Annotated in this window: 20 protein-coding genes and 2 pseudogenes; 8 read left to right on the top strand and 14 right to left on the bottom strand. The window is 70.5% G+C overall.

Annotated features, from left to right (window positions below; translation table 11 throughout):
• The first annotated feature begins 255 nt into the window (after positions 1–255).
• Positions 256–1,080: a trehalose-phosphatase gene (gene otsB, locus Pen02_RS03405; protein ID WP_203864431.1), complete on the top strand. Its 825-nt coding sequence runs from the start codon at positions 256–258 to the stop codon at positions 1,078–1,080.
• A 121-nt stretch (positions 1,081–1,201) separates the two neighbouring features.
• Here the strand turns inward: otsB and Pen02_RS03400 are convergent, their stop codons facing one another.
• From Pen02_RS03400 to Pen02_RS03385, 4 genes are all read right to left on the bottom strand, one after another.
• Positions 1,202–1,972, bottom strand: coding sequence for an isoprenyl transferase (locus Pen02_RS03400; protein WP_203864430.1), 771 nt, complete (start codon positions 1,970–1,972; stop codon positions 1,202–1,204).
• A gap of 17 nt (positions 1,973–1,989) precedes the next feature.
• Positions 1,990–3,141, bottom strand: coding sequence for a geranylgeranyl reductase family protein (locus Pen02_RS03395; RefSeq protein ID WP_203864429.1), 1,152 nt, complete (start codon positions 3,139–3,141; stop codon positions 1,990–1,992).
• Between the two features lie 11 nt (positions 3,142–3,152).
• On the bottom strand, positions 3,153–4,043 hold the full coding sequence (locus Pen02_RS03390) for a hypothetical protein (RefSeq protein WP_203864428.1): 891 nt from the start codon (positions 4,041–4,043) through the stop codon (positions 3,153–3,155).
• A gap of 73 nt (positions 4,044–4,116) precedes the next feature.
• Positions 4,117–5,988: a phosphoenolpyruvate carboxykinase (GTP) gene (locus tag Pen02_RS03385; protein WP_203864427.1), complete on the bottom strand. Its 1,872-nt coding sequence runs from the start codon at positions 5,986–5,988 to the stop codon at positions 4,117–4,119.
• Between the two features lie 392 nt (positions 5,989–6,380).
• On the opposite strand from Pen02_RS03385, the gene Pen02_RS03380 reads away from it, so the two are divergent.
• The 3 genes from Pen02_RS03380 to Pen02_RS03370 all read left to right on the top strand — a co-directional run bounded on the left by Pen02_RS03380 (position 6,381) and on the right by Pen02_RS03370 (position 8,339).
• Positions 6,381–6,929: a GtrA family protein gene (locus Pen02_RS03380; protein ID WP_239140004.1), complete on the top strand. Its 549-nt coding sequence runs from the start codon at positions 6,381–6,383 to the stop codon at positions 6,927–6,929.
• A 61-nt stretch (positions 6,930–6,990) separates the two neighbouring features.
• Complete coding sequence (locus Pen02_RS03375) at positions 6,991–7,830, top strand: GtrA family protein (protein WP_203864425.1); 840 nt, start codon at positions 6,991–6,993, stop codon at positions 7,828–7,830.
• An 8-nt stretch (positions 7,831–7,838) separates the two neighbouring features.
• On the top strand, positions 7,839–8,339 hold the full coding sequence (locus Pen02_RS03370; protein WP_203864424.1) for a MaoC/PaaZ C-terminal domain-containing protein: 501 nt from the start codon (positions 7,839–7,841) through the stop codon (positions 8,337–8,339).
• A gap of 123 nt (positions 8,340–8,462) precedes the next feature.
• Here Pen02_RS03370 and Pen02_RS03365 read toward each other — a convergent pair whose 3' ends face one another.
• The 3 genes and pseudogenes from Pen02_RS03365 to Pen02_RS43180 all read right to left on the bottom strand — a co-directional run.
• Positions 8,463–9,056: a PH domain-containing protein gene (locus Pen02_RS03365; RefSeq protein ID WP_203864423.1), complete on the bottom strand. Its 594-nt coding sequence runs from the start codon at positions 9,054–9,056 to the stop codon at positions 8,463–8,465.
• A 208-nt stretch (positions 9,057–9,264) separates the two neighbouring features.
• A pseudogene (locus Pen02_RS43185) lies at positions 9,265–9,711 on the bottom strand (biotin--[acetyl-CoA-carboxylase] ligase); the annotation flags it as partial.
• Positions 9,712–9,885: 174 nt separating this feature from the next.
• Positions 9,886–10,311, bottom strand: a pseudogene (locus tag Pen02_RS43180) (biotin--[acetyl-CoA-carboxylase] ligase); the annotation flags it as partial.
• Between the two features lie 260 nt (positions 10,312–10,571).
• Between Pen02_RS43180 and Pen02_RS03355 the strand changes: the two are divergent.
• Complete coding sequence (locus Pen02_RS03355) at positions 10,572–12,164, top strand: acyl-CoA carboxylase subunit beta (RefSeq protein ID WP_203864421.1); 1,593 nt, start codon at positions 10,572–10,574, stop codon at positions 12,162–12,164.
• A 109-nt stretch (positions 12,165–12,273) separates the two neighbouring features.
• Here Pen02_RS03355 and Pen02_RS03350 read toward each other — a convergent pair whose 3' ends face one another.
• The 7 genes from Pen02_RS03350 to Pen02_RS03320 form a co-directional block, all read right to left on the bottom strand.
• On the bottom strand, positions 12,274–13,332 hold the full coding sequence (locus Pen02_RS03350; protein ID WP_203864420.1) for a hypothetical protein: 1,059 nt from the start codon (positions 13,330–13,332) through the stop codon (positions 12,274–12,276).
• A complete protein-coding gene (locus tag Pen02_RS03345) occupies positions 13,325–13,825 on the bottom strand; it encodes a SigE family RNA polymerase sigma factor (RefSeq protein WP_203864419.1) in 501 nt (166 codons plus the stop codon). Before Pen02_RS03345 ends, Pen02_RS03350 begins: the two co-directional genes overlap by 8 nt.
• A 231-nt stretch (positions 13,826–14,056) precedes the next feature.
• Positions 14,057–15,163, bottom strand: coding sequence for a ketopantoate reductase family protein (locus tag Pen02_RS03340; RefSeq protein WP_239140002.1), 1,107 nt, complete (start codon positions 15,161–15,163; stop codon positions 14,057–14,059).
• 57 nt (positions 15,164–15,220) lie between these two features.
• Positions 15,221–15,961, bottom strand: coding sequence for a M50 family metallopeptidase (locus tag Pen02_RS03335; protein WP_203864418.1), 741 nt, complete (start codon positions 15,959–15,961; stop codon positions 15,221–15,223).
• 42 nt (positions 15,962–16,003) lie between these two features.
• Positions 16,004–16,225: a winged helix-turn-helix domain-containing protein gene (locus tag Pen02_RS03330; RefSeq protein WP_239140001.1), complete on the bottom strand. Its 222-nt coding sequence runs from the start codon at positions 16,223–16,225 to the stop codon at positions 16,004–16,006.
• 573 nt (positions 16,226–16,798) lie between these two features.
• On the bottom strand, positions 16,799–17,059 hold the full coding sequence (locus Pen02_RS03325) for a hypothetical protein (RefSeq protein ID WP_203864416.1): 261 nt from the start codon (positions 17,057–17,059) through the stop codon (positions 16,799–16,801).
• Positions 17,060–17,164: 105 nt separating this feature from the next.
• Positions 17,165–19,258 carry a serine/threonine-protein kinase gene (locus Pen02_RS03320; RefSeq protein ID WP_203864415.1) on the bottom strand — a complete coding sequence of 698 codons (2,094 nt, stop codon included), beginning with the start codon at positions 19,256–19,258 and terminating at the stop codon, positions 17,165–17,167.
• A gap of 91 nt (positions 19,259–19,349) precedes the next feature.
• On the opposite strand from Pen02_RS03320, the gene Pen02_RS03315 reads away from it, so the two are divergent.
• The 3 genes from Pen02_RS03315 to Pen02_RS03305 all read left to right on the top strand — a co-directional run bounded on the left by Pen02_RS03315 (position 19,350) and on the right by Pen02_RS03305 (position 22,679).
• Positions 19,350–19,577 (top strand): acyl-CoA carboxylase subunit epsilon, encoded by a 228-nt coding sequence (locus Pen02_RS03315; RefSeq protein ID WP_203864414.1) that lies wholly within the window; start codon positions 19,350–19,352, stop codon positions 19,575–19,577.
• A 90-nt stretch (positions 19,578–19,667) separates the two neighbouring features.
• Positions 19,668–20,132 carry a hypothetical protein gene (locus Pen02_RS03310; protein ID WP_203864413.1) on the top strand — a complete coding sequence of 155 codons (465 nt, stop codon included), beginning with the start codon at positions 19,668–19,670 and terminating at the stop codon, positions 20,130–20,132.
• Between the two features lie 1,392 nt (positions 20,133–21,524).
• The gene (locus tag Pen02_RS03305) at positions 21,525–22,679 is read left to right on the top strand and encodes a S8 family serine peptidase (protein WP_203864412.1); all 1,155 of its coding nucleotides are present in this window, start codon (positions 21,525–21,527) and stop codon (positions 22,677–22,679) included.
• Positions 22,680–22,709 lie beyond the last annotated feature (30 nt).

Raw genomic sequence — 22,709 nt, 5'->3', positions numbered from 1 at the left:
CGACCGGGATCACCAGGCCCGCTTCGTCGGCCGCGAGGTGGAGCGCGGCGACAGGAGAGAGCGCCGCCCGAACCCACCGGAACCGCCACCCGAACCACCGGAACCGCCGGCCGGCTGCCGGAACAGCCACCGGCGAGTCAGTACCGATACCACGGACGGGTTGCCACCGCGACACTACGAGGTTGCCGCCTCGGCGAGTGAGACGTTTTCGCTTCGACGTCTGCGGCGGCAACCCGCCGGGGTACGCTGACGCCCGTGCGGCCGATCAACACGGGGGACGAGCCCTCGACCCGTCCTCTGACTGCGGAGCAGGCATGGCGGGCCACCGCCGAGCGGGCCGACCGCTGTGTCCTCTTCTTCGACTTCGACGGCACGCTCGCCCCGGTCCGGGACGATCCGACGACCGTCGAGCCGGCCCCGAAGGCGCTGGCCGCGATCACCGCCCTCACCGAGGTGGTGCAGCGGGTGGCGATCGTCTCGGCGCGTCCGGTGGAGTTCCTCCGGGACCGGTTCGCCGGCGCGCCCGGGGTGGACCTCTACGGGCTCTACGGGCTGGAGCACCTGCACGCCTCCGGCGAGACCGTCACCGAGGAGGCGGCGCTGCCGTTCGTACCCACCATGGCCGAACTGGCCGACCACGCCCGGGCGGAGCTGCCGGACGGCACGCTCGTGGAATACAAGCGGCTCTCCGTCGCCCTGCACTACCGCACCGCACCGCACCTGGCCGAGGAGGTCGAGCGGTGGGGCCGGGAGCGGGCCGACCGGCTCGGCCTGCGGGTGCAGGTCGGCCGGATGGTGCTGGAACTCAAGCCCCCCGTCGACCGGGACAAGGGCATGGTGATCGACGAGGCGGTCCGGGACGCCGGCTGCGCGTGGTATTTCGGTGACGACGTCTCCGACATCAAGGCGTTCGCGGCGCTGCGCGCCCGCGAGGAGGTCGATCCGGACTTCTTCGGCGTCTGCGTCGCGGTGGCCAACCCGGAGACCGGCGACGAGGTCTCCACCGCCGCCGACCTGAACATCGAGTCCCCCGAGGCGCTCGGCGACTTCCTCACCGAGGCCCTGCACCGGCTCACCTGAGCCGTCCCGCTCACCCGCCGCACGGCGCCACGTCGATCCGAGCGACGGCAGCTCCGGCGCGGTCCGGTCGAGGGCGGCGGGATCGGTCCGGACCTCCGCCGCCCCGCTGGGCGGGCGCCGGCTAGGCGCCGTAGCGGCGTTGGCGGTTCGCGTACGAGCGGAGGGCGCGGAGGAAGTCGACGTGCCGGAAGTCCGGCCAGTTCAGCTCGCAGAAGTAGAACTCGGAGTGCGCCGACTGCCAGAGCAGGAAGCCGGAGAGCCGCTGCTCGCCGCTGGTCCGGATGACCAGGTCGGGATCGGGTTGCCCCCGGGTGTAGAGGTGCTCGGCGATGTGGTCGACGTCGAGCACCTCGGCGAGTTCCTCGATGGTGCCGCCGGCCGCCGCGTGCTCGTAGAGCAGGGACCGGACCGCGTCGGCGATCTCCCGCCGGCCGCCGTACCCGACCGCGATGTTGACCTGCGCCCCGCCGACCCGGTCCTGGGTGCGCTCCTCGGCCGACTTGAGCGTGATGGCGGTCTGCGCCGGCAGCAGGTCGAGCGCGCCGACCATCCGCAGCCGCCAGGGGTTGCCCTCCTCGGCCAGCTCGACCACCAGGTCCTCGATGATCTGGACCAGCGGATCCAGCTCGCTGGCCGGCCGGCGCAGGTTGTCGGTGGCCAGCAGGTAGAGCGTGACGTGCCCGATTCCGGCCTGGTCACACCAGCCCAGCACATCTTTGATCTTGGCCGCGCCGACCCGGTGCCCGTCGTTGGGGTCGACGTAGCCCATCTCCCTGGCCCAGCGCCGGTTGCCGTCGCACATCACGCCGACATGCTTCGGCACGGGCTTACCGGCGAGCTTTGCCGTCAGACGTCGCTCATACACCGAGTAGATCAGGTCGCGCAGACTCATCCCCTGCAGCGTACCGATCAGAGTCGACGACGGAAGTGCCGCCCGGCCGAGCCGGCCACCGCGCCGGCGACCATGGTCAATGTCCGGGCGTCCAGCCGGCCGTCACCGAGGCCCAGTTCGACAAGTACCCGGAAGACCCGGGCGTCCCGGTCGGCGGCCCGGACCACCCCGTCGACGACCAGCGCCCGCCGGGCCAGCCAGGCCACCGCCGAGCTGTCCCGCAGGTGCCGCCCCAGCCGGGTACGCAGCGCGGCAGCGTACCGGTCGGCGGCGGCCTGCGGTGCCGTCGCGGCGGCTGCTCCGGCCAGCGCCCCGGAGAGGACCGCGTAGAAGATGCCCTCGCCGGTGAACGGGTTGACCAGCGACAAGGCGTCCCCGGCGAGCACGATTCGGCCCCGGCCCGGCGCCGGGCGGCGGGTGGAGAGCGGCAGGTGGTGCGCCCGCAGCCCGGTGACCGCCGCCGGGTCGATCTCGGGAAGCAGCGCGGCCAACCGGTCCAGTAGCTCCGTCCGGCGCAGTGGCCGGCCGGCCAGCACCTCGCCGTAGCCGACGTTCGCCCGGCCGTCGCCGATCGGAAACGACCAGGCGTAGCCGGGCCAGTGCGCGGCCGAGGTGACGATCCGCTGCTCGTCCGGGGCGGTGGCGTCCGGGGCGTACCCCCGGATGGCCAGGGCCAGGTGGCCGTCCGGGTTGGCGCCGTGCCCCAGCGCTCGCCGGATGACCGAACCGGCGCCGTCGGCACCGACCACCGCGCGGGCGGCGAGCGTACCGTCGAGCACCACCAGGCCGTCGGCGGCGCACTCGATCCGCCGGACCGCGTGCCGGCGCAGCTCCGCGCCGGCCGAGCGGGCCGCCGCCACCAGCCGGGCGTCGAAAACCCGGCGGGGCACCGTGTACGCCGGACGCGGCAGCCGCCGCGCCACGTTCCCGCCGCCGGGCGCCACCAGCCGCAGCGCCGGCACCGCCCGGTACCCGGACACCGCGTCCGAAACCCCCAGTTCGGCGAGTACGTCGAGCGCGTGTGCCGCGATCCCGTCCCCGCACGCCTTGTCCCGGGGAAAGTCGGCCCGGTCCAGCAGCAGCACCCGGGCCCCGGCCCGACGGGCCGCCAGCGCGGCGCTGGCCCCGGCCGGCCCGGCACCCACCACCGCGACGTCGACGGTCTCCACCGCCGGTCACCTCAGCCCGGCGAGGCGGCGACGGGTGCCTCGGCGCCGGTGCCGTTCCGGGCCGCCCGGCCGGCCCGGTGCAGCGCGTAGAGGGTCAGCGCGGCGGCGACCACCAGCGGCACCCCGTCCCGGAGCAGGCCGTCGACTCCGAGCAGCAGCCAGCAGAACGCCAGGTCGACGGCGACCACCAGGACGCTGATCAGCACCAGCAGCCCGGCCGCCCAGCTCTTGCCCCGGAGCAGGAAGAACGTGCTGAACAGCACCGCATAGCTGACTCCGATGCCGATACCGAACCACAGCACCACGGTAGGCACCGCGAGCAGCCGCCCGTCGATGATCGTGCCGATTGCCACCAGGCAGGGCACCAGCGTCAACGGCCCGTACGTGAACGCCGAGACCCGGGCGGTGAGCAGCCAGCCGGCGACCGGCGGCCGGCGCGGGGCGACCTCCCGCCAGGAGACGCCCCGCCGGTCGATCACCAACCGGTTCGGATGCCGGACCAGATGCTCCTGGAGCGCGGGCGACCGGTAGAGCAGCCAGACGACGGCGGCGCAGAGCAGGGCCAGCACCGTGAAGCCGAGCACCCCCGGCAGCGCGGGTACGCCGGCCCGGGGCACGATCAGCCGGCCGACCGCGAAGACCGTGGTCACCGCGAGGATCAGCCCGAGCGGGCGGGCACCGGCCCGGCCCCGCCGGACGTGCCGGATCAGGATCAGGAAGCCGATCGTGCGCAGCAGCGCCCAGCCGCTGCGTACCGCCAGTCCGAAGCCGCGCTCGGGGGCGTACCACCAGTTGAGCGCGTCGACCACGACGGTGGCCGCCGCCGTCGCGGCGAGCAGCCAGGTCAGCGCGCGGACGGCGGACGGCCGCCGGACGGTGGTCGTCGCGGCGGCCGTCGTCATGCCGTCGATGATGCCCGGTACAGGCCACCCGCACACCCGCGCGGGCGGCGCCCCCACCGGACCTGGTGGTCGGCTACCGGCCCGAGCCGGGCTGGTCCACGCCGACCCGGACCGCCTCGTCGTCGAGCCGGGCCCGCAGCGCGTCCAGCTCGGCCCAGAGCACGCCCGGCAGCTTGTCGCCGAACTTCTCGAACCACTCGGTCACCATCGGCAGTTCGTCGCGCCACTCCTGCACGTCGACCCGGGTGGCGATGCGCAGGTCCTCGGCGCTCATGTCCAGCCCGTCGACGTCGAGCGCGTCCGGCGCCGGTACGAAGCCGATCGGCGTCTCGACCGCCTCGCCCCGGCCCTCCAGCCGCTCGACGATCCACTTCAGTACCCGGGAGTTCTCGCCGAAGCCGGGCCAGATGAACTCGCCGTCGGCGTTCTTCCGGAACCAGTTGACGTAGTAGATCTTCGGCAGCTTCGACTCGTCGCCGTCGGTGCCCTTGCCCATCTCGATCCAGTGCCGGAAGTAGTCCCCGCCGTGGTAGCCGATGAACGGCAGCATCGCCATCGGGTCCCGGCGGACGACGCCGACCTCGCCGGAGGCGGCGGCGGTGGTCTCCGAGGAGAGCGTCGCTCCCATGTAGACACCGTGCACCCAGTCCCGGGCCTCGGTGATGAGCGGGATGGTGTCCTTGCGCCGCCCGCCGAACAGGATCGCGTCGATCGGTACGCCGTTCGGGTCGTTGAACTCGTCGGCGACGATCGGGCACTGGAGCAGCGGGGTGCAGAACCGGCTGTTGGCGTGCGACGAGAGCTCGCCGCTCTCCGGCGTCCAGTCCCGACCCTTCCAGTCGATGAGGTGGGCCGGCGGCTCGCTCATCCCCTCCCACCAGATGTCACCGTCGTCGGTCAGTCCGACGTTGGTGAAGATGGAGTTCCCGAGGTCGATCGTCCGCATCGCGTTGGCGTTGGTCTTCCAGCCGGTGCCCGGCGCCACGCCGAAGAGCCCGTACTCGGGGTTGACCGCGTAGAGCCGGCCGTCGGGGCCGAACTTCATCCAGGCGATGTCGTCGCCGATGGTCTCGACCTTCCAGCCCGGGATGGTCGGTTCCAGCATCGCGAGGTTGGTCTTGCCGCAGGCGGACGGGAAGGCGCCGGCGATGTAGTGCACCGACCCCTCCGGCGAGGTCAGCTTCATGATGAGCATGTGCTCGGCCAGCCAGCCCTCGTCCCGGGCCATCACGCTGGCGATCCGCAGCGAGTAGCACTTCTTGCCGAGCAGCGAGTTGCCGCCGTAGCCGGAGCCGAAGGACCAGATCTCCCGGGTCTCCGGGAAGTGCGAGATGTACTTGGTGTCGTTGCACGGCCACGCCACGTCCGCCTGGCCCGGCTCCAGCGGCGCGCCGACCGAGTGCAGCGCGTGTACGAAGTCGGCGTTCTCCCCCATCCCGGCCAGCACCTTCGTGCCCATCCGGGTCATGATTCGCATCGACGCGACGACGTACGGACTGTCGGTGATCTCGACGCCGAACATGGGCTGTTCCGCCTCGAGCGGACCCATGCAGAACGGAATGACGTACATGGTGCGTCCGCGCATCGAACCCCGGTAGAGGTCCGTCATGACGCGCTTCATCTCGGCCGGGGCCATCCAGTTGTTCGTCGGCCCGGCGTCGGCTTCGTCCACAGAGCAGATGAAGGTGCGGTCCTCGGCCCGGGCCACATCGCCAGGATCGGTACGTCCCCAGAAGGAGTTCGGCTTCCGGTCCGGATCGAGCCGTACCAGCGTGCCGGCGTCGACCAGTTCGTCCGTGAGTCGCTGCCATTCCGCGTCCGAGCCGTCGACCCAGACGACCTGGTCAGGGCTGGTGAGTTCGGCTACCTCTTTGACCCAGGCGAGTAGTTTCGGATGGCTTGTCGGAGCTTGATCGAGACCCCGGATAGTAGCCGGAGCGGCCATGACAGTTCTCCTTTGGTCGACGCTGACCGATTGCAGGGCGTGCGGGTGCCGTCAGACCGGCGACCGCGTCGCCTTGTGAAAGCCTGGGATTTCCGTCAGCGTAAACCGAGCCGGCGTTCGGGGCAGCGAGACTGGTTGTGAAGAACTGCACAAGATGCGGGGACGCTGCCGTAAGTCGATTCTTTCCCCGCTCCCACGCGCAGTTTCACGCAAATCCTTCCGGGCAACGACATTGCGTCACGACGTCCTCACAGCAGTCATCGACGCCACCCGACCCGATGGTCACACCCGACACTTCCCTCCGGACGCGTACACGGATCCCGGCCGCGTTCGGCCCGGGAGATCGCCGGTTGCGACCCGTACGCGCCACCGGCAACCGGTACGCTCAAGCCGTGTTCGAGACCGCGACCGGCGAACAGCCCTCCCCGCCGGGCGCACGGCGCGGCATGATTCGCACCCTTCTGGACCGGTTCGGTCACCTCATCCATGAGCTGGGCAAGTTCGGCACGGTCGGCGGGGTCGCGTTCGCGGTCGACTTCGCGCTGTTCAACTACGCCAACGCGAGCCTCGGCTGGGAAACCCTCACCGCGAAGACGTTCTCCACCGTCATCGCCGCGACCGTCGCGTTCGTCGGCAACCGGTTCTGGACCTGGCGGCACCGGGAACGCTCCGGGATGGCCCGGGAGTACTCGCTCTACTTCTTCTTCAACGCCGTCGGCCTCGGCATCGGCCTCGCCTGCCTGGCCATCAGCCACTACGGGCTCGGCAGCATCTGGCCGGGGGTGTTCAAGTCGCTGGTCGCGGACAACATCGCGGCCAACTTCGTCGGCGCCGCACTGGGCACGTTCTTCCGGTTCTGGTCGTACCGCCGGTTCGTCTTCGTCGGTCCGGCTTCCTCCGACGCACCCGACGTGATCACGCAGAGTCACAAGAGGCAGTGACCGCGAACCCACCTCGTACGGTCGGCGCACCCCACGCCCGCATCTGCCCTAAGGTGGTCGAATGCGTTTTGCCCGTCTGTTGCCCGAGCGCTGGCAGAAGTTCCTGCGTGAGGTGCTGAAATTCGGTGCCGTCGGGGGTTTGAACGCCGCCATCAACTACGCGGTGTTCAACGCACTGGCGCTCACCGTGTTCGCCGACGGGCAACTGAAGGCGAACGTCGTGGCTACGGTCGTCGCCACCGTCTCGTCCTATCTGATGAATCGGCACTGGACCTACCGGGACCGGCCGAAATCGGCGATGCGCCGCGAATACACCCTGTTCTTCCTGTTCAACGGCGCCGGACTGCTCATCGAGCTGGGCGTACTGGCGGCGGCCAAGTACGGCTTCGGCATCAGCGGCCTGCTGGCGCTCAACGTCGCCAAGACGGTCGGTGTCGGTCTGGCCACCATCTTCCGGTTCTGGTCCTACCGCACCTTTGTCTTCCGGAAGTCCCCGACCACGCCGTTCGTCCCCAGCGAGACGGGGAAGGTCGGCAAGACCACCGGTGCGGCCCGGGACGGCGAGCCGGACGGCGACTTCCTGGCCGAACTCGACCCGGTGGCCGAACTCGCCGAGGCGGTCAGCGAGCTGACCGAGGCCGAGGAGACCGCCGACCGGCACTCCGAGACCCGGACCCGCGAGGCCACCGGCACAGCCGCGACAGCCACCACAGCCGGCTCAGCCGCCAAAGCCGGCACAGCCGCCACGAACGGCACGAACGGGGTACGGGCCGCCGCCGACGCGCCGGCCGGCCCCGCCCAGCCGCTGGAGGTCCAGTTCGCCGAGACCATCGGCGCCGCGCTGGAGACCGAACTCGCCGCCGAGCTGAACGCCGCCCCACGGCGTTCGTCAGCCCGCTGAGCGCGGTCGTGAACCGCTCGGGTACCGGAGCGCCGGCCGAGCTGTTCTTCGAGGACCTGACCCCCGGCCGCGCCTTCGACCTCGGCACCACCGTCGTCGACGGTCGGGAGATGGTCGAGTTCGCCCGGCGCTTCGACCCGCAGTGGTACCACGTCGACGAGGAGCTGGCCCGACGCAGCCATCACGGTGGGCTGATCGCCAGCGGGTTCTTCACCGTCAGCCTCTTCATGCGGGCGTACGTCGACCACGTGCTGGCCCGGGCCGCCGGGGACGCGTCACCCGGGCTGGAGGAGCTGCGCTGGCTCGCCCCGGTACGGGCCGGTGACCGGCTGGCGACCCGGCTGACCGTACTCGGCAGCAAGCCCTCCACCGCCCGACCCGGCTTCGGCACGGTGACGCTGACCGCCAGCATGGACCGGCTGGACGACCAGGGTCAGCCGGAACGCGAGGTACTGCGTACCCGCTTCCGCGGCTGGTTCGTCATGCGCGACCCGGCGCTGCCGGGCTGACCCGACCCGTCGCTGCCGGGCGGAGTGGCCCGGCGCTGCCGACCTGATCCTCCGGCCGGGAACGTTCTGTCCGGAAGGGTCCCTGCCCCGGTCGACACCGTCGGCAAGGGACCCTTCCGCGGCTCACTTCGACTCTTCGCGTACCGGCTTGGCCTCTTCGCGCAGCGGCTTGCCCTCGGCCATGTCGGCCATGATCTCGCGCATCTCGCCGTCGCCCAGCGAGTGCTTGTCGTGGTTCGCCTCGACGATCTCGTAGAGCATCGTCTGCACCCGCTCCACGCCCGGGATGTCCGAAAGCACCGACTGGCCGCGCTCGCCGGCCGACTCGATGGTGAGCGTGCCGCAGCCGAGCAGGCGTTCGATGAACTTCTGGTTCATCGAGTGGTCGTTGATCCGGCCCAGCGGGATGTCCCGACGGTCCCGGGAGAAGACGCCCTGCTGCAACAGCACCCGCTCGTTGGTGAACAGGTAGTGCGTGGTCCGCCAGACCAGGTACGGCCAGATGCTCAGCCAGACCACCAGCACCAGCGCCACCGCCGCGATCGCGTAGCCGAGCACGGTGCCGGCACCGCCCGACGGCAGCAGGACGAGGCCGGCGACCACCGCGGCAACGGCCAGGATCACCACCACGACCGGTCGGATCAACGCCTTCCAGTGCGGGTGCAGGTGCGCTACCACGTGCTCGTCCTGGGTGAGCACGTCCTCAGGGAAAGCCACCCCAACCTCCTCGTCCATACACGAATGTCCGCGGTGACCGTAGCGGTTGCGGGCTACCCCCGTGGTATCCGGTATCGACTCTTTACCGAGGGGCGACCGGATCGCCGTCGACACGCCACCGAGCCGGCGACGGAACACTTCCGGGTGCGGGCCGGCTCCCCTTCCGGACACGCCGCTCCCCGCCGACGTGCCTCCGAGCATGCGACCGTCAGCGCAGGTGCAGGACGTCTCCGGCGGCGACCCGGCGCTCCCCGTCGGCGGTGACGAGCACCAGTTGCCCGTCCGGGTCGATCGTGCTCGCGGTACCGAGCAGCTCGTCGCCGCCCGGCAGCAGTACCCGTACGTCGCGGCCGAGGGTCGCGCAGTTCCGCACGTACGCCTCGTGCAGCCCGCAGGCGAGCGCGTCGCCCCCGGCGGCCCGCCACTGGCCGTACCAGCGGGCGACGCCGCGCAGCAGAGCCCGGAGCAACGGGTCGCGGTCGGTGGCCGTCGCGCCGGCCAGTTGCAGCGAGGTGGCGGGCAGCCCGGTCGGGTTGACCGGCAGCTCGTCAGGGCGCAGCGTCACGTTCACCCCGATCCCGACCACCACCGCCGGTGCCGCTCCGCCGGCCCCGGTCACCCCCTCGGCCAGGATGCCGGCACACTTCGCCTCGCCACCCGCCCCGCCGGCTGCCCCGTCGCCGGCACTGGCGGCCGCACTGGCACCCGCGCTGCCGACTGCCCCGGCGTCCGCGCTGCCGGCTGTCCCGTCGCCCGCGCGGCTGCCTGTCCCGTTGCTCGCCTCGCGGGCCGCGCCGCCGCTGGCTCGGTGGGTCGGCTCGGCGGGCCGGACCAGGAGGTCGTTCGGCCACTTCAGCGCGGAGTCCAGCTCGGCCAGCAGGTCCACCGCCTCCACCAGCGCGACACCGGCCAGCAGGGGCAGCCAGCCGTACCGGGTCGGCGGCACGGCCGGCCAGTCCCGGGCCGGGTCGGGCACCCCCGGCCGGAGCAGCACGCTGACCGCGAGCCCGGCCCTGGCCGGCGACTCCCAGGCGCGGCCACGCCGGCCCCGTCCGGCGGTCTGCCGCTCGGCGACCACGACCAGCCCCTCCGGCTCTCCGGCCCGGGCCGCCTCGGCCGCGTCGGCGTTCGTGGACCCGGTCTCGCCGTGCAGCACCAGCCGGGTCCAGAGGCTCTCCGGCGTGATCAGGGCCCGCTGGAGCCGCCGCGCGTCGAGCGGGGGGCGGTCCAGGTCGGTGTACGGCGATCCCGGCATCAGGCCAGCGTACGGGCATCGCGGCAGCCGGGCCGGCCTACCCGCTGCGCGCCGGACGCCGACCCGCCGGACCCACATACTGACCGCCCGACGGTTGGTACGGCCCAAGCACCCGACCGCCCAACCGGCTGGTACGGCACCCACGCCGACCGCCCGACCGGGTGGTACCGCGCCCACACCGACCGCCCGACCGGGTGGTGCGGCACACGCACCGCCACCGGGCGGTGGCCTGGGTGCCGGTCGTAGTTACGATCGCGGACGTGACTGGGCAGCGGAGCACCACCGACCTCGACCCCCACAGCACGGCGGGTCGGCTGGCGGACCTGGACCGGCGGGTGGACGAGGCGGTGCACGCCGGCTCGGCCCGGGCGGTGGAGAAACAGCACAGCCGGGGCAAGAAGACCGCCCGGGAGCGGATCGAGTTGCTCCTCGACCCGGGCTCCTTCGTCGAGCTGGACGAGTTGGCCCGGCACCGGTCGACCAACTTCGGGCTGGACCGCACCCGCCCGTACGGGGACGGCGTGGTGACCGGGTACGGCACCGTCGACGGTCGGCAGGTCTGCGTCTTCGCCCAGGACTTCACGGTCTTCGGCGGCTCCCTAGGCGAGGTGTTCGGCGAGAAGATCGTCAAGGTGATGGACCTGGCGATGAAGATCGGCTGTCCGGTGGTCGGCATCAACGACTCCGGTGGCGCCCGGATCCAGGAGGGCGTGGTCAGCCTCGGCCTGTACGGCGAGATCTTCTTCCGCAACGTCCGGGCCTCCGGCGTCATCCCGCAGATCTCCCTGGTGATGGGCCCGTGCGCGGGCGGTGCCGTCTACTCCCCGGCGGTCACCGACTTCACCGTGATGGTCGACCAGACCTCGCACATGTTCATCACCGGGCCGGACGTGATCAAGACGGTGACCGGCGAGGACGTCGCGATGGAGGAGCTGGGCGGGGCGCGTACCCACAACACCAAGAGCGGCAACGCGCACTACCTGGCCACCGACGAGGACGACGCGATCGACTACGTCAAGGCACTGCTGTCGTACCTGCCGAGCAACAACCTCGACGAGTCCCCGGTCCTCGACGCGCCGGCCGAGTTGGAGGTCACCGACGTCGACCGGGAGTTGGACACGCTGATCCCGGACTCGGCGAACCAGCCGTACGACATCCGCCAGGTGATCGAGCACGTCGTCGACGACGGGGAGTTCCTGGAGGTCCAGCCGCTCTACGCGCAGAACATCGTGGTCGGCTTCGGTCGGGTGGAGGGCCGCCCGGTCGGGGTGGTGGCGAACCAGCCGATGCACTTCGCCGGCTGTCTGGACATCGCCGCGTCGGAGAAGGCCGCCCGGTTCGTCCGCACCTGCGACGCGTTCAACATTCCGGTACTCACCTTTGTGGACGTACCCGGGTTCCTGCCCGGCACCGGTCAGGAGTGGGACGGCATCATCCGGCGGGGCGCCAAGCTGATCTACGCGTACGCCGAGGCCACCGTGCCGAAGGTCACCGTGATCACCCGCAAGGCGTACGGCGGGGCGTACGACGTGATGGGTTCCAAACACCTCGGCGCGGACCTGAACTTCGCCTGGCCGACCGCGCAGATCGCGGTGATGGGCGCGCAGGGCGCGGTGAACATCCTCTACCGGGGTGAGCTGGCCGCCGCCGACGATCCCGCCGCCGTCCGGGCCGAGAAGATCCGGGAGTACGAGGACACCCTCGCCAACCCCTACATCGCGGCCGAACGCGGCTACGTCGACTCGGTGATCCGGCCGGCGGAGACTCGGAGCCAGATCGTCCGGGCGCTCCGGATCCTCCGCACCAAGCGGGAGACGCTGCCGCCCAAGAAGCACGGCAACATCCCGCTCTGACCCGCACACTCGGCCTGCCTCTCGGCCGGTGACGGGAACGCCATCGACGGGGACGCCCGGCGGTGGGAACGCGGCGACGGACCCGCTGGCGATGAGGACGCTGGCGGCGTCAGCAGCGCGGGTTCGCGACCTCGCAGAGCCGGCCGGCGGCGCCCACGGTCAGTGCCCGGGCGCGTTGCGGGTCCGGCATCTCGTCGACCCGGTCCACCGCCGCGACCAGGTCTCCAACCCGGACGACCCCGATCAGGCGACCGGCCGACCCGTCCACCACCGCTGCGGTGTCCTGCCGCCGGATCGTGGTCTGCCACTCCAGCAGCACCGACTCGTCCCCGGCGAAGCCCTCGGCGAGTACCCGCCAGCGGTGCTCCGCGTCGACCGGAAGGCGGCGACCGTCGATCTCGAACACGCCGGAGCTGACGTACCGGGCACAGAGGTCGGGAACGGCACGGGCGTCCGCGAAGACCCTCGGGGCCGCGTCGGGGGCGAGCCGGAACACTCTCTCGTGTACGACCGCCTGCCCGGTCTGCGGATCGTCGGGTACCGTCGGCGGCTGCTGCACGGTGTGCCGTCGTACCAGCCGGGCCAGCCCGTCGTAGCGCTCGTACGCGCCGTATCCGGGGCAGTCGATCACCACGCTCGGGTCGATCAGGTCCACCGGCGCGTCCGCCTGGACGTCGACCCGGTCCACCACCAGTCCCGGTCCCACGTCCTCCGGCTGCACGAGCGCCGACGGCGGGATCACGAACGGCGCACTTGTAGGTGTTGATGTCGGTATCGGTCTCGGTGTCGATGACAGGGCCGGCGCCTCCGCCGGGCCCGGCTGCCCGCCGTACCGCTCGACGAGGCCGACCGACCCGGCCGTCACCGCGACGACCACCGCGACCGTGCCGGCCGCCGACCGGATCCGGTTGCGCCGCCGGGCCCGCGCCCGGATCTCCTGCGGCGCCGGCCAGGACACCGAGGCGGCCTCCAGGGCGACCTGGTCGACGAGGCTCGGCGACCAACCGGGCACCTGATCCGGCGACCGCCCCGACAGCGGATCCGCAACGTGCCCCGACTCCGGGCTCGGCATCAGGTCGAAGCGTTGCCCCGGCCCCGCGCCGGGCCCGAGTTCGGAAAGCTGCCCCGGCTCCGGGTCGGGCAGCCGGGAGGGAGTCGGCTCAGGCATCGGCCACCTCTTCCAGATCGACGACCGCCAGCAGTCCGGCCAGCGCGGCCCGGCCCCGGGCCAGCCGGGCCTTAACCGTGCCGACGGGCGCGCCGGTCTCCCGGGCCACGTCGGCGACCGGCAGACCGAGCAGGTAGTACAGGGCGATCGCGGTACGTTGCTCCTCGGGCAACTGGCGGAGCGCCGCAACCACCTCCACGGTTTCGGTGCCGGGGGCCGGCGTGTCGGCCAGCACCCCGTGCCGCAGGTACGCGCGGGCTCGACTGCGCAGGCTACGCCAACGGCTGATCGCCACCCGTACGGCCACCACCCGTACCCACGCCTCCGGATCGGCGTAGTCGCGTACCCGGGACCAGCGCTGCCACGCCCGGATGTACGCCTCCTGTACCGCGTCCTGGGCTTCTCCCAGGTCACCGGTCAACAGGTAGACGTACCCGAGCAGCCGTTGCCGGCTCCCTCGGTAGAACTCGTCGAAGTCATCGACGTCGGGCACCTACGACCTCCCGTGGCGGACATAGCCAATACGCCTGGGCCGTGGGGTGCGGTTGCCTGACCGAAGCGAAACCTTGCCGGCGGACCTCGGTCACCGATGCGGCCGGCGCGGTCGGCCCGGCAAACGCGGTCGGCCCGCCAGCACGGTCAGCCCGGCAACGCGGTCGGCCCGCCAGCACGGTCAGCCCGCCAGCACAGTCAGCCCGGCAACGCGGTCAGCCCGCCAGCACAGTCAGCCCGGCAGCGCGGTTAGTTCCGCGATGGGGAAGGCGCCGGGCGGAATGCGCTCCTGGACCGCCCGGCGCATCGCCCGCTGCACCGTCGCGTTGGCCGGGGTCGGCACCCCGTGCAGCCGGCCGAGGAGCACGATCTCGCCGTTCAGGTAGTCCGTCTCGGCCGAGCCGGCGTCCCGGGCCAGGCTCTGCCAGGTCGAGCCGCCCTGCCGGGACTGCCCGGCCACCGGTACCACCTCCACCCGGTCGCCGCGCTCGGTGGCCTCCTCGGTCACCGAGGTGTAGGGAATGCCCGCCGCCGTGAGGACTGCCTCACCCTCGGCCCGCACCGCCGCGAGCAGCTCGGCTACCTGAGCCGCCCGACGCTCGTCCACTCCCCCGTCGGCGCTGCCGTTGGCGCTGCTGTTGGCGCTGCTGTTGGCGCTGCCGCCGAGGCCGAAGAGTGCCTGGATGGCGTTGCCGAGGTTGCGCAGCAGTTTGCCGTACTTCCAGCGCATGATGTCGTCGCGGACCGGGGCGAGGATCCGGGCCGCCGCCAGGTCCGCACTGACCTGCCGGGCGAGGTCGTCCGAGCCGGCCGGGAAAGTGCCGAGGTGCAGCATCCCCGAGTACGGATGTCCACTGGCGACGACCCGGCCCGGCTCCAGGTGGGTCGCCGGCAGCCAGACGCAGACCGGATAGACCCGGTCGAAGAGCCGGGCGGCGGCGCGTTCGTTGGCCACCCCGTTCTGCGCAGTCAGCAGCGGCAGTCGCTCCGCCGCCGTGCCACCGCCCTGGACGGGCAGGTCGGCCCAGCTCCGCAGCGCCGCCTCGGTGTCCTGCGACTTGACGGTCAACACGAGCACGGTGTCGGGAGTCAGCGTCGCGTCGGTGACACCGGAGTCGGGGGCGGCCGGGTCGCCGACGGCGGGAATCCGGGCGACGTACTCGCCGTCCGGCGTGTTCAGGGTCAGCCCGTCTGCCCGGATCGCGGCCAGGTGGGCACCCCGGGCCGCCAGGGTGACGTCCCGGCCCGCCTCGCTCAGCCGTACCCCGATGGTGCCGCCGACCGCGCCGGCTCCGATGATCACGTACCGCATGGGTTCCTTGCTCTCCTCGCTGTGCACCCGGTGCCCGTAGCGTCGGCGGTGCGTACCGTCGATGGTGCGTACCGTCGGCGGTGGTCAGCCGGGCAGGCTGGCGGAGTTCAGTATCGGGCCGGTGAGCAGGGCCGCACCGGCCAGCAGGGCGAGCAGGTTGACCGCGCCGAAGATCCCGACCCAGACGAGCCCGGGTACCCCGGTGAGCCAGGCGAGTTGGTCCGCGTCCGACTGCGGCAGTTGCCCCCGCCGCCGAAGGGTCTGGAGTTCACCCACCGGCCGAACCCCGCCGAGCAGCAGGAACCACACCCCGGTGTACGCGAACGCCGCCTGCACCTCCGGCGAGGCCATCCAGGACACCCCGAGTACGACCCCGGTGGTGACCACGATCGAGATGATGCCGAAGACGTTGCGGATCATCACCAGCATGGCGAGCAGCAGTGCGACGGCGACCCAGAGCAGCAGGGTGATCCGGTTGCCACCGAGTACCCACGCACCGGCCAGGCCGACCAGGGAAGGCGCCAGATAGCCGGCCAGCAGGGTGAACACCATTCCGGGTCCGGTCGGCCGCCCGGCTGACAGGGTCAGCCCGGAGGTGTCCGAGTGCAGCCGGATCCCCTGCAACCGCCGCCCGGTGAGTACGGCGGCCAGGGCGTGCCCGCCCTCGTGCGCGATGGTGATCGCGTTGCGGCCCACCCGCCAGGGCACCCGGGTGAGCACCACGGTGAGGGCGACCAGCCCGGTGATCAGGACGAGTAGCGGGGGTGGGTCCGGTTGCGCGCCGAAGAGCTTGTTCCAGAGCTCTGTCACGCCGTCCACTGACATCCGAGCGAGCCTAGCTCACGTCGTCGCTGCCCAGCGGGCTGCCTACTTGCTGTTCTCGGTGACGAAGACGCCAAGCCCCGGATGGCCCTGCACCAGCCCCTTCGCCTTGAGCCAGCTCACCGCGCCGCGCACCACCGTGACGGAGACACCGTATTGCGCACGCAGCGCTGCGGTGCTCGGCAGTTGGTCGCCCGGCGCCAGCGCTCCCGATTCGATCTGCTCGGTGAGGTCGTTGATGATCTTCTGTGTCTTCGAGGTGGGCACGATGCACTCCCTGGTCCGCAGTGACATTTGATCACGGCAAACCGGGCAACCACAAGCATCAGGAGGCATCTAGATGCATATAGTCTTGCCTTGCTCTACCTTATGCATTAAGTTGCTGTGAGCCGATTCCTCCCTGGTCCGCAGCCTGGCGGGGGTCGGTCCCCCCGCGCGGCGGCTCGTCTCTCGATGGCGGCCGGCGAGCCGCCGCGTGTCCCGCAACCGCCGGAGGTCCGCAATGGAACGCGAGCACTCCATGGCAATCGTCGAACGACATCGGCCGGCACCACTCTGGCGACTGCTCGGCCTGTGGCGGTGCATCGCCTGTCGAGGCCGCTGGCCATGTCCGCGCTACCGCGACGCCCGCAGCAGCCTGCTCGCCCAGAACCGACACGACGTGACGGAGGTCGCCCGGCGTCTGAACACCCGCTGGCCCCGCCCCTGACACGACTTAGCGGCAGCGGGACCTGTCATCACCTGCACGGTCGATAACTGATCCGGCTGCCGCTACCGTCGTGACCCGATCCGACGAAGCTTCGTCGGTGGTGCCCTGCTCAGACCGGGCTGGTCCTCGCTTCAGCGGAGCTGCCCGGCAGAACCGGCCCTCGCCCGGCCCGTCGCCGGCATGGCGACCCGCGCCGGGAGCGCGGTCCTGTTCGGCACGCCTCGCCGCAGCAGGAGCCAACCGCCGACCGTAGCGACGGCCACGGTCACGACGCTGGCGAGCGCGATTAGCGCGACCATTCCGACGCTCGCCACCAGCAGGGCAAGGTCGCCGATGGCGACCAGCATCCAGAGGGCAATGCTCGGCTTCGTCGCATGATGTCGGGAACGCATCAGTCGTACCTCCTTCCGTCGAGATCACCACTACCCCGACGGAACTGAGGTCATGCCTGTCAACTCTTCACGGGTTGGAAACCCTCCGAGTGATCTCCCTCGGCATCAGTCGCGCGCGGGCTTGAACCCGTCCACGATGAGCTGGAAGTTGGGAAGGTTCTCGTCCCACTCGTCTGCTGCGGTATCCCATCGGATCGCGTACGCCTTGTCCGGCGCCGTCACGAAGCCACGGTTGCGCACGTGGATCCGGACCCCGTCCACAGTCTCCAGCCAGTCCCAGTCGGCGCACTTGTCCCAGTAGTCCACCGCACGAATTTGTCCGACACGCTGGTAGTTGACGGTATTGTCCCGCCGGTATCCTTCCTTGCTCTTCCAGTCCGCTACCGGGTCAGGCTCGGGCCGGTTCGTCTGGTCGATCAGCAACTGTCCGGGGCCGTTCGGGTCACGGAACCACACGCGGACGGCGTCCGCCGCCGACCCGGTCTTCTCCCGGCTCACCTGCCAGCCCTCCGGAACCGGTACCGAGAAGTTCGTCGGGTCCTTGTGCATCCGCCAGCCGGTAGGTAGCGAAACACCTGGTTGACCGGTGGGGGTGGCTGCTGGACCAGTCGGGGAGGCCGATGCGGTAGGCGTCGGTGCGCCGCCCGTGGTGGCTGGCGGAGTACGCGCCGGCTGGCTGGTTGGGGCCGCACCCGGGTCGGTCTTCTGGTCATCTTCGCCCGATCCGTTCCGAGTCAGCGGCACCACCACGACGAGGGCAAGCAGGAGCAGCACGACCAGCCCGCCGAGCAGCCAGATCCGCCGATTGCCGGCCGCGACGGCGGCGAGCGGACCACGACCGTCCCGGGACTCGTCGTCCAGGCTGGCCGGGACCGCTGCCCGGCCCGCCGGCAGCGCCTCGGGCGAGCCTGGCTCCGCCTTGGGCTGTATCGCGGTCGGCGCAGGATCCGACTTCGCCCCGGCCGCATCGGCCGACACGGCCGCCTCGCCGGGTACGACGACGACCGCCGGCTCGGCAGGCTTCGAACGGCTCTCAGAACTGTCGGAGCTGTCGGATTCTGTCGGCGTCTCCGCCGCTGCTGGCTCCGGTACCGACTCCTTTTCGGCCGGCGTGGCGGCCGGTAGCTTCGTCGTCTCGGCAGCCGGCGGGGCGGCCGGCAATTTGGTGGTCTCGGCGGCCGGTGGCGCGGAAGGCAGCTTCGTCGTCTCCGCAGCCGGCGGCGCCGCCGGAAAGGCAGCCGCTGCGGCCGGCGGCGTGGCGGGGGCCGGTCGGGGCGCCGGCAACGGAACGATCCGGGTACGCGGCTCGCCCGGTTCGCGCGGGCCGTTCGGCCCCGGTCGACGTACCCCGTCAAGCAGTGACATCCCGGGGTTGCGGCGCCGGCCGGACGCGCGACGCAGCAACCGCTCCGCCACCTCGGCGTTGATCCTGCTCGCCGGGTCCTTGCGCAGCAGGCCGGCGAGCACGGTCTTGAGCGGACCGGCCCGGCGCGACACCGGCGGCGGCTCGGTGGCCAGCGCCGCCAGCGTGGCGATCGCGGACGGCCGGGCGAACGGCGACTGCCCCTCGACGGCGGCGTAGAGCGTCGCGCCCAGCGACCAGAGATCACCCTCCGGCCCGGCCGTGCCGTCCCGCGCCCGCTCCGGCGCGATGTACGCGGGCGAGCCCAACACCAGCCCGGTACGAGTCACGTTCGGGTCCCCGGGCACCGTCGCCAGCCCGAAGTCGGTCAGTACCACCCGACCGTCGTCGCCGAGCAGCACGTTGCCCGGCTTCACGTCCCGGTGCATCACCCCGGCCCGGTGCGCGGACTTCAGCGCGCCGAGCACGCCCAGCCCGATCTCGGCAGCCCGGGTCGGCGACACCGGCCCGTCACTGGCCAGCGTGTCCTGCAACGACCGCGACGGGATGTACTCCATCACGATCCACGGATCACCGTCGGTACGCAGGACGTCGAAGACGCGGACCACGTTCGCGTGGTTGAGCCGGGCGATCGCCCGCGCCTCGCGCAGTGACCGTTCGCGCATCTCCCGGCGCTCGTCCTCGGTCAGCCCCGGCGGCGGGACCAACTCCTTGATCGCGACGTCCCGGTGCAGAACTTCGTCACGCGCCTTCCAGACACGACCCATCCCGCCCTGGCCAAGCGGCTCGACAAGCCGGTACCGGTCAGCGATGAGTTGTGGAGGCGCACTAGACACGCTGGGACCGTACCCAACGGCAACAAGTGTCACACCCTCGGCACGCCTATCTGAGACTCCGACCAATTGACGACGACGTACCCTCATTGCCATGGCTGACGAAGAACCGCTGCTCCGGGTGCTCCGAGGTACGCCCACACCGGAGGAGCTGGCGGCGCTGGTCGGGGCGGTCCTGCTCCGGTCCCGACCGGCCACATCGGTCCGACCGGCTGCCACGTCGACCTGGGCACGACACGGTCGCGCTGGCACAGTGTCGCCGTCCGGCATGCCGACGCGTACCGGCCGTGACGCCTGGCGGCTCTCCGGCCTTCCACACTGACCTGCGCCGGGCTACCTAACGGGGCTGCCCACACCGGCACATACCCACTAACCTTGGTATGGGGCAGTACGTAGCACCTGGGGAGAAGACGTGATACCTGAGGAAGACCGTGGCCCTGCGTGGCTGCGCGACTACGGCGGTGCCATAGAAGCTGACATCCAGCGCATGGAAGAGTTCGCCCAGCAACTCCTGGCCGAGGTCCAGAAGAACTACGTCCCACACATGGAGGAAGTCCAGTCGGACATCCTGCCGAACCTGCCTGAGCCGCACGAGAGCTTCGCGGAGTTGGTGTCGTTCTTCAAAGCGCACCGGACTGTCCAGCAGGACACTTCCACGCGGGTCTGGGATGTCGGAGACGGCACCGGCGGGCTCGCCACGGCCGCCGAGACGGTCAGTAGGAACTACGGCCAGGCCGACGCGTTCTCGCGCGCTCGGGTCAGCGACGTCGAGAGCGCGCTCGATGAGACCGGTGCAGCGGCACCGCCGCCGCCGGGATCGCAGAACACGACCACACAGCAGGACGGCACGGCAAACACGGGGAGCCCCAATGCTTGATGACGGAGGCGGCGGGAGCGGCCAGATCTCCGGTACGACCAACTGGACGTCGCAGAACGTTCCCCAGATGTGGGCGCTGCTGGCCAACCAGCAGACAGACACACACTGGCAGCACGTCAGCGGCTGGCGGAAGACTTCCGAGCTCAGCTCGCTGCACCTGTCACGGTTGAAGCAGTACCGCGACAACCTGATGGAGGCATGGCCGCCGGAGAGGAGCGAGGCGTCGAGGGCCTACGTTTCACGGCTCGACTACCTCATCCAGACCGTGCAGGGCGTCTACGACACTGCCGTCGCCAACCAGCAGACCCTCACGGGCGTCACCCAGGCACTTTGGGAGTACCGCAGGGACCTGGAGGAGATCAACCGGGAGTACGAGGCGAAGGCGAAGGCCAAGGAACAGTACGACGCGGCGGTGCTGGCGAACAACGGCAAGCCGCCTACTGGCCAGCAGCCCACCACCCAGGCCGACCTGGAAGACCTCAACTGGCGCGGCCGACACGTCATGTACGGCCTCAGCAGCGAACTTGCCACCGCCCAGGTACAGCTCCGAAAGCCTCCGGTTTACAAGAATCCCAAGGGCTCGAAGGACGAATCCGAAAGCGGAGGCGGTTCGGGTGGTAGTAGCGCGATGGGCGGTTCGAGCCCACCGGTGCTTCCGCCCGTTGTGCCGATGCCAGCGGGTGGGGGTGCGAGCTACAGCCCGCCTCCGACTCCGGCCATCCACACTGTCGTGCCGACGCCACCTGCGCCTAGTACAGGTCCGATACTCGGTGGCACTGGGCCGATAGCTCCCCCGGCGGTGCCGCCAACGCCACCGAGTGTTATCCCACCACCTCCGCCAACCACCGGCCCCGGTCTTCCTCCACCCCCAGTTCCCCCTGGACTACCACCTGGGACCAGGCCACCGGGTATGCCGTCAGGGGCCAAGCCGCCCGGGCTATCTCCCGGATATCCCACAACATCAGTAATGCCGCCGGGTACTGGGCCAAACAAGGCAGGACTTGGCCCAAATGTGCTCGGCCCCAGAGCCATGCCGCCCGGTGGGCTGATTGGTGGCGCCCCTGGCACGGGCCTGTCGCAGCCAACTGCGGGAACCGGAGGCGCCCGGCGCATCAATCCTGTTGGTGGCGTGATCGGTGGAAGCGGATCCGCGCCAATCGGTAGTGCCGGAGTCAAATCCTCCATGGGTGCAGGCCGTTCAGCTATGGGCACAAGCCACGCATACGGGATGGGTTCAGGCTCGCGGGCGAGTAGCCCGAGCAGAGAAGAGGAAAATAGCCGCCACTGGGATCCAGACAACCCTTGGGAAACGGATGAGGGGGTTGCACCGGTCGTGATGCCAACTCGCGAAAACGGAAGAATCGACCCTGGCCCAGCGATCGGCTATAAACGGTGATCTTCCGCACGGCCCGCACGGCCGTGGCGCTTCTTTGCGCCACGGCCGTCGCCTTTTTGCCAGCAACGGCAGCCAGGGCCGACCAACTGCGTAGCAATCAATGGCATCTGAAGTACCTGAAGATCGCTGAAGCACACAAAGTTAGCCAAGGTCAGGGGGTGACTGTCGCCGTCATAGATACCGGCGTCGACCCCCATCCCGACCTCAGAAATAACCTGCTACCAGGCACTGTTACCGCCGCGAGGGGTTCAGGAGACGGGCGCCGAGATAGCGACCCTGGCGGGCACGGAACCGGCATGGCCGGCTTGGTTGCCGCCCACGGCCGCGGAAGTGCTGGGGCTTTAGGAATCGCACCCAAGGCCAAGATAATGCCGATACAAGACGGGACGGGAACTGGCGGGGCCGGCGACATCGACGATACCGCCAAGGCCATTGAATGGGCAGTATCGAAACGAGTCGACGTAATCAGCATTTCCTCAGGCGGGGGATCGACACCTCGCCTCAATGCCGCACTGCGGGCGGCATTCGAGGCGGATATCGTAATCATCGCAGCAGCCGGCAACAGGCCAGGGGATTTTCTAATCCAATTTCCGGCCGCAGCAACGGGAGTCGTCGCAGTTGGCGCGACCGACCAGAAAGGAGAGCACGCCGACATCTCCGTGACGGGCAGCAGGCTTTCTCTTAGCGCACCTGGGGTAGGAATTGTTAGTACCTCCGTAGATGGACGTTATCGAACCGGCACTGGCACCTCGCCCTCGACGGCGATTGTTGCTGGGGCGGCTGCGCTCGTACGGAGCAAGTTTCCGGATCTGTCGGCGGAGGAAGTCGTACACCGGTTGACGGCGACTGCTGACGACAAGGGTGCGCCGGGTCGGGACGAGGAGTACGGGTACGGCGTACTGAACCTGGTCAAGGCGCTGACGGCCGACGTACCTCCGCTGGAGGGCGGCGCGAACGCCACTTCGAGCGCCGCGCCGAGCCCCACTCAGAGCCAACCCGCCGGCAACGCCGCTCCAGATCCCGAGAACAAGTCGAGTGTCGGCTCGACGATCCTCGTCGGCGCCCTGGTCGCTCTCGTTGTCATCGGCCTGTTGGTGACGCTGTTGGTGGTACTGCTGATGCGCCGACGGCAACAGCCGCGCCGGCTCTGAACCGACGACCCGCGCAGGCCCGGCCCGAAC

It is taken from the genome of Plantactinospora endophytica (genome assembly GCF_016862915.1).
GTDB classification, from domain to species: Bacteria; Actinomycetota; Actinomycetes; order Mycobacteriales; family Micromonosporaceae; genus Plantactinospora; species Plantactinospora endophytica.
The sequence above is the reverse complement of the archived record's forward strand: the minus strand, read 5'-3'. Positions and strand labels throughout refer to the sequence as shown.